Source organism: Psychrobacter sp. HII-4 (assembly GCF_904846595.1).
Taxonomy (GTDB): domain Bacteria; phylum Pseudomonadota; class Gammaproteobacteria; order Pseudomonadales; family Moraxellaceae; genus Psychrobacter; species Psychrobacter celer.
Genome location: NZ_CAJHBJ010000060.1, coordinates 1 through 6898, shown reverse-complemented (window position 1 = coordinate 6898; position 6898 = coordinate 1). Strand labels below are relative to the sequence as shown.

1 protein-coding gene is annotated in these 6898 nt (G+C 48.2%); it reads left to right on the top strand.

Going from position 1 to position 6898, the window contains the following annotated elements:
* Window positions 1-324: 324 nt before the first annotated feature.
* The coding region (locus JMX98_RS13230; RefSeq protein WP_201587254.1) for a transferrin-binding protein-like solute binding protein at window positions 325-6898 on the top strand (6574 nt) is incomplete at its 3' end.

Below are 6898 nucleotides of genomic sequence, written 5' to 3'. Positions count from 1 at the left end.
TTGCTATATTTTTAATTAATATATTTTTATAAATATTGTAAATAATAAATGATGGATGGTATGGATATGTAATATTTAAATTACTATTATTGGGTATGTCAGGAATGATTATTTTATTAAATTTAAATAAAAACCGATTCAAAACATATCGTTTAAAAGAAATAGGAAATTAATTGGTAACCAAAGGTTACATTATTCATAATTGTAGATATATTTATTGACTTTTTATAGGTGATTTGTTTATCTATGTGTGGCACTAGATATTTGTTGTGCCTAGTATGGATAAATAATGGACTGTTATCAATTCTTCATGGAGGAAGACGAATGTCACTTAACCGTCATTCAATATCTGCTGTAGCGACAGCAAAAAAACTAAAAACGCCGCTGAAAGCTAGCGTCGTTATTTTAACCACTGTAATCCTAGCATCATGCGCTAGTGATGGTGGAGACAGCACCACGCCCAAGCCATCCCCTACAATACCTAAAGATGACAGTGGAACTGCAGGAGGATCAGAAACTGAGGGTAGCGGCGTTGATACTGGCAGTAATGCGCAAGCAGAGGCTGCGATCAAAGCCGCAGAAGCCAAAACAAAAGCAGCAGAAGATGCCTTAAAACAGGCAAAGGCCAAAACGAAGGCTGCAGAAGACGCACTTAAAGCTGCTGAGATGAAATTTGGTGTTGAGTCACAAAAGGCGGCAGAAGCGTCACAAAAAGCCATTGATGCAGCAAGATCAGAGGCAGCAAAAGCGAAAGCCGCAGCAGAGGCAGCTAGGGTAGAAGCAGTTGCAAAGATTGAAGCGGCGGCACAAGAGGCTGAAGGTAAGATAAAAACTGCTAAAGAGGCGGCAGCTAAAGAAGCCGTAGCTAAAGTGAAAGTTGCTGAAGCTAACGCAAAAGCTGCTGAGGCTCGTGCAAATACGGCAGAAGCCAAAGCTAAAGAGCTACAAGATTTGTTGGCATCAGAAACGGCTGCCAAAGAAGCCGCTGAGGCAAAAGCTAAGTTAGAAGCTAAAAAGGCTGCAGAGGCTGCGAAAAAGCAAGCTGCGGCTTTGGCGGCCGCGAACAGTGCCAAAGAGGCCAAAGAAAAGGCAGAAACAACGTTGGCCGCTGCTGAAAAAGCGAAAGCAGAGGCCATTAAAGCACAACAAGCTGCTGAGAAAGCATTAGAAGATGTGCTAGCCAATGGTGGTGGTTCCGACGCACTACAAAAAGAGGCTGAGCGCAAAGCCAAACTCGCCCAACAGGCACAAGCCCAGGCAGAAAGCGCTCAAGCCGCTGCACAAGTAGCCAAACAAGCAGCAGAAGCACAAACAGCACTCGCATTGGCTGCTAAAAAAGCAGCAGAAGATGCCCTAGCAGCAGCCAATATTAACCATGCGCCTGAAGCGACTAAGTCGGGTGTGCAATCATTAAACATCAATGCTGGTACACTAGGCTTGTTTAATACGACCACCCGCGATTTTTCAGTAAATGAAGATGGATCTGCAATTGACGCCCGTGCTGACATTGCTTCTCAAAAAGAAGATGGCACAGCAGGTTTACTACCACTGGTGCCAGTCACTATCTCTGGTGAAGGTGACACCGAGGTGGCTAATGGATTTAAAAGCCATAAAGATAAAACAGATATAGTGGTCGCCGCCATTGGTCAAACACTTCCTTTAACTTACAACTCGACTTATAAAGACTTCGGCGATGACATGCGCATCGGTCACATCGACGGATCTGCTGAAGTCACTTTGTTGAACAAAACCCTACCAGTCAATGGTGTAGCCGTAATTGGTAATGCAACCCAAACTGCGAACATGCCAACCGAAGGCAAAGTCGGCTATACAGGGGATGCTACTTACCGCAAGCTGGGTATTGGGAATGATATCGAATTTGGTAAATCAGTTTTTACCGCCGACTTCGTTGCCAAAAATGTGAAAGGTGACCTTACCTTTGATAATGCTGGTAAAATTGGTCTTACTGCTGATATCAACGGCAACCAATTCTCAGGCACGGCCGCTGACAATGCTGGTTACAATACTGAAGGTGGCTTCTTTGGTGGCGACGCTCAATACTTAGGCGGGGTTTACGCTGGTAATGATGCCCAAGGTACCTATGGCGCGAAGAGCGACAAACAAACCGCCGCAGAGCAGGCCGCTGCCAAAGCACAAGCAGAGGCGGCCAAAGCTAATGCTGATAAAGACAGCGCCAATGCTCAGGCCGCTGCTGCCAAAGCTGCAGCTGACAAAGCCCAAGCGGATGCCGTTAAAGCCCAAGAAGCCTTAGCAAAAGCAGAAGAAGCCTTGGCTAATGCTGGTACAGGAGACGGTGGTCTTGCTGCCGCCTTAGCAAGAGCGGAAGCGGCAGAAAAAGCCGAAGCGGCTGCTCTAGCAGCGGCTGCCACTGCAGAGACCGCACGCCTTGCTGCTGAACAAGCCCAAGCTGCTGCAGAAGACGCTGCCCTAAAAGCCAAAGCGGCGGCCGACAAAGCCGTTGGTGACGCTAAAGCGGAAGCCGACAAGAAAGTAGCAGAAGCCAATCAACAAGTGGCTGATGCTAAAGCGCAGGCGGCTAAAGCAGAAGCCGACGCGGCCGCTGCTAAAGCGGCAGAAGATACAGCCAAAGCGGAAGCCCTAAAAGCCAAAGCGGATGCTGAAACTGCCATTGCAGCTGCCAACGCTAAAGCTGACACTGCCAATCAACAGGCAATAGATGCCAAAGCCCAAGCCGAGCTTGAGAAACAAAAAGCGGCGACTGCCCAAGCAGAAGCGGACAAAGCCAAAGATGAATTACTCACCGCACAAGATAAGTTAGCTGCCGCCGAAAAAGCTTTAGAAGACGCCCTAGCATCAGGGGGCAGTACCGAAGCGCTACAAGCAGAAGTAGATCGCCGCCAGGCCGCCCTTGATACAGCAAATGCGAAAGCGGCCGCCGCTCAGCAGGCACAAGCCGCAGCGACTGCCGCAGCGGAAGCGCAAATAGCAGCTGCTCAGCAAGCAGCTCAGGATGCCAAAGATGCCTTAGCTGCCTCTCAAATCAAGAACGCTCCTGAAGTCGCTAAGTCTGGCGTTCAGTCATTGAACGTCAACGTTGCCCCGTTAAGCAAAGTCTATAACACCACGACACGTGACTTTGATTCAACCGATGATAGCGTCATTGCACGAGCAGATCTTGCTTCAGAATCAGAACCAGGTGCAGGTGATGGCCTACTAGGTAAACTATCTATCACCACCTCAGGTGAAGGCGACAAAGACGTTGCCGGATCAAACGGTTTTAAAGCGCATGATGACAATGCCGCGGTTAGTGCGCTAGGTCAAGAACTGCCTTTAACGTATGTTTCAACCTACAAAGACTTTAAAGATGACATGCGCATCGGTCACATTGATGGCAAAGCCGTCTTTAGCGGTGCAGAGCTACCTGTGAACGGGGTTGCCGTAATCGGTAATGCCACGCAAGAAGCAAACATGCCAACCGAAGGTAAAGTTGGTTATACAGGGGATGCTACTTATCGTCAGCTTGGCATAGATAATGATATCGAATTTGGTAAATCAGTTTTTACCGCTGACTTTGTCGCCAAAAATCTAAAGGGTAATTTAGCGTTTGATAAAGCGGGTAAGATTGGTCTGACAGCGGCTATTGATGGCAACCAGTTCTCAGGCACGGCGGCTGACAATGCTGGTTACAATACTGAAGGTGGATTCTTTGGTGGTGACGCTCAGTATCTAGGCGGTGTCTACGAAGGCAATGGCGCTCAAGGTACCTATGGTGCCAAGAGTGACAAGCAGACCGCAGCAGAAAAAGCAGCGATAAAAGCACAAGCAGATGCGGATGCAGCCAATGCAGCCATTGCAGGTGTTCAAGCCCAAGCCAACGCTGCCCAAGCGGCTGCAGAAAAAGCACAAGCAGACGCTGTGAAAGCGCAAGAAGCCTTAGCAAAAGCAGAAGAAAACCTAGCAAACGCCGGTAATGGTGAAGATCAACTCGCCGCCGCCTTAGAACGCGCCGCCGCCGCCGAAGCGGCCGAAGCCGCTGCTCTAGAAGCCGCAGCGACAGCAGAAGCCGCAAGACTAGCCGCTGAGGATGCCAGAGCTGCAGCAGAAGATGCAGCTATAAAAGCGCAACAAGCAGCCGACAAAGCCATTGGTGATGCCAAAGCAGAGGCTAATCAGAAAGTAGAAGAAGCCAATCAACAAGCAGCCGATGCTAAGGCTGAAGCTGAAGCGGCTAAAACACGAGCTGATGCAGCAGAAGCCGCCGAAGCTAAAGCCAAAGCTGAAGCTATCACCGCCAAAGAACAAGCGGAAACAGCGATTGCTGCTGCTAACGCCAAAGCCGATCAAGCCAACCAACAAGCAAGTGCAGCACAAGCATTAGCGCAAGCTGAGAAACAAAAGGCTGAAACAGCTCAAGCGGAAGCGGATCAAGCCAAGAGTGAGCTGGTAACTGCACAACAAAAACTGGCTGAAGCAGAACAAGCACTAGCGGATGCTCTAGCTTCAGGTGGCGGCAATACCGAAGCCCTACAAGCAGAAGTAGATCGCCGCCAAGCGGCACTTGATGCAGCAAATGCGAAAGCGGCTGCCGCTCAGCAGGCACAAGCCGATGCTCAAGCCGCAGCAGAAGCGCAAATTGCAGCAGCGAATCAAGCCACGCAAGCGGCCAACGACGCTCTAGCAGCTGCCCAGATCAAGAACGCACCGAAAACTGCTAAATCCGGTGTGCAGCATATCAGTATCGATGCCACTGGACTAAATCAAGGTATGTTGACAACCACGACTCGTGACTTTGGCATTACGGATGAGACGCAAGTACAAGCTCGGGCAGATATCGCTTCCGAAGGTCTAGTCTCTGATCCTGTAGCGCTTCAAGTCAGTGGTGACAATGATACAGCAGTAGCAGGATCTAGTGGATTCAACTCATTTGAAAACACCACCAAAGTGGTTACTGCTTCACTGGGTGAACAGGACCTTATCTACACCTCAACATACAAAGACTTTAGTGATGACTTAAGAGTGGCTCATATTGACGGTGCCGCTGCTGGCCTATTACCTGTCAATGGTGTGGCTGTCGTTGGTAATGCAACCCAAACTGCTAACATGCCAACGGAAGGTAAAGTCGGCTATACAGGGGATGCCACTTACCGCGAGACTGGTTTAGACAAAAACATTCAATTTGGCACCTCAGTCTTTACCGCTGACTTTGTCGCTAAGAACCTAACAGGCGATCTAGATTTTGGTGATAAGAAGATTGGTTTAGAAGCCACAATTGCAGGCAACCAGTTCTCAGGTAGCAAAGAGGGTTATAAAGCCGATGGTGGATTCTTTGGTGGAGATGCTCAGTATCTAGGCGGTGTCTACGAAGGCAATGGCGCTCAAGGTACCTATGGTGCCAAGAGTGACAAGCAGACCGCAGCAGAAAAAGCAGCGATAAAAGCACAAGCAGATGCGGATGCAGCCAATGCAGCCATCGCAGGTGTTCAAGCCCAAGCCGCTGCTGCCCAAGCGGCTGCAGAAAAAGCGCAAGCAGACGCTATTAAAGCACAAGAAGCCCTAGCAAAAGCAGAAGAAAACTTAGCAAACGCCGGTAATGGTGAAGATCAACTCGCCGCCGCCTTAGAACGCGCCGCCGCCGCCGAAGCGGCCGAAGCCGCTGCTCTAGAAGCAGCAGCGACAGCAGAAGCCGCAAGACTAGCCGCTGAGAATGCTCAAGCAGCAGCAGAAGAGGCTGTGATCCAAGCTGAAGCTGCAGCTCAAGCTGCCATCGGTGATGCCAAAGCAGAGGCCGCACAGAAAGTAGCCGAAGCCAAGCAACAAGCAGCTGATGCAAAAGCACAAGCGGCGGATGCTCAAACACGCGCTAATGCGGCTGAAACGGCAAGATTAGAGGCTGAGGCTAGAGCCAAAGCTGCTGAAGATGCTCTTGAAGCCGCGCAGCAGCTACCACCAGCGCCTACTAATCCAAAGGCTCCCGTCAATGTAACAATAACTGGTTTCCAAAACAGTATTGCAGATCATGATAATAGTGGTATAAGTGCAAATACTTCTGCTAGCTATGATACGTACACTGCGCTTTTGAATGAGACAGGTTCAAAAGACTTTAAAAACTCTATAAATGTAGAATTGAGAAACGCATCTGACGAAGATTATGAAGGTAGTTTCAAAAAGAGCGAACTTAAGCAGATTGGCGGTATATTTAATAATAAATTAAATTATACGTCAACTTATAAGAACTTTGATGAGCAGATGCAGATTGGTCATGTATATGGAGACCTTAAAGGCCTAGCCAATGTAATCCGACTATCTAAGTTATCGAACGTATATGTACAGGGTAATAGTACCAATATCGACGATATGCAGTATATGAAAGAGCTATCACAGTACAATATCGTTAACGAAATTAACGATGGTAAAGTGAACTATAACGGTGTAGCCAGTTATATCGGCAATAGTAAAAATGAGATCATTGGAAAAGATCCAATCATTGGTACTTCAGAATTCAAAGTTGATTTTGTTGATAGCCAAGTCGATGGGACGTTATCATTTGATGGTTCTAATGTTAGTCAGAAGAAGATTAAAGCTGAAATCACTGGTAACACCTTTGCAGGTAACTGGAATGGCGTTGATACAAAAGGCGGCTTCTTTGGAGAAGACGCTGAGCTTTTAGGCGGTGTCTATCAAGTTGCTGATGGTAAAGGTACTTATGGTGCCACTAAGGTGGACCCAAGCGCAGAGCCAGTACCAGAACCTAAAGCCATAACAGGGGTTATGAGCAATACTATTAGTAGCGTATCAGGCTTAGGCACCGATGACGCGATTGGTTATCGTCAGTTTGTGACAGATAATCAAACCTTTACCACTACAACGGGTGAAGGTGAAGACACGACACCGGACATAGTTGAAGATAGTGCTGTAG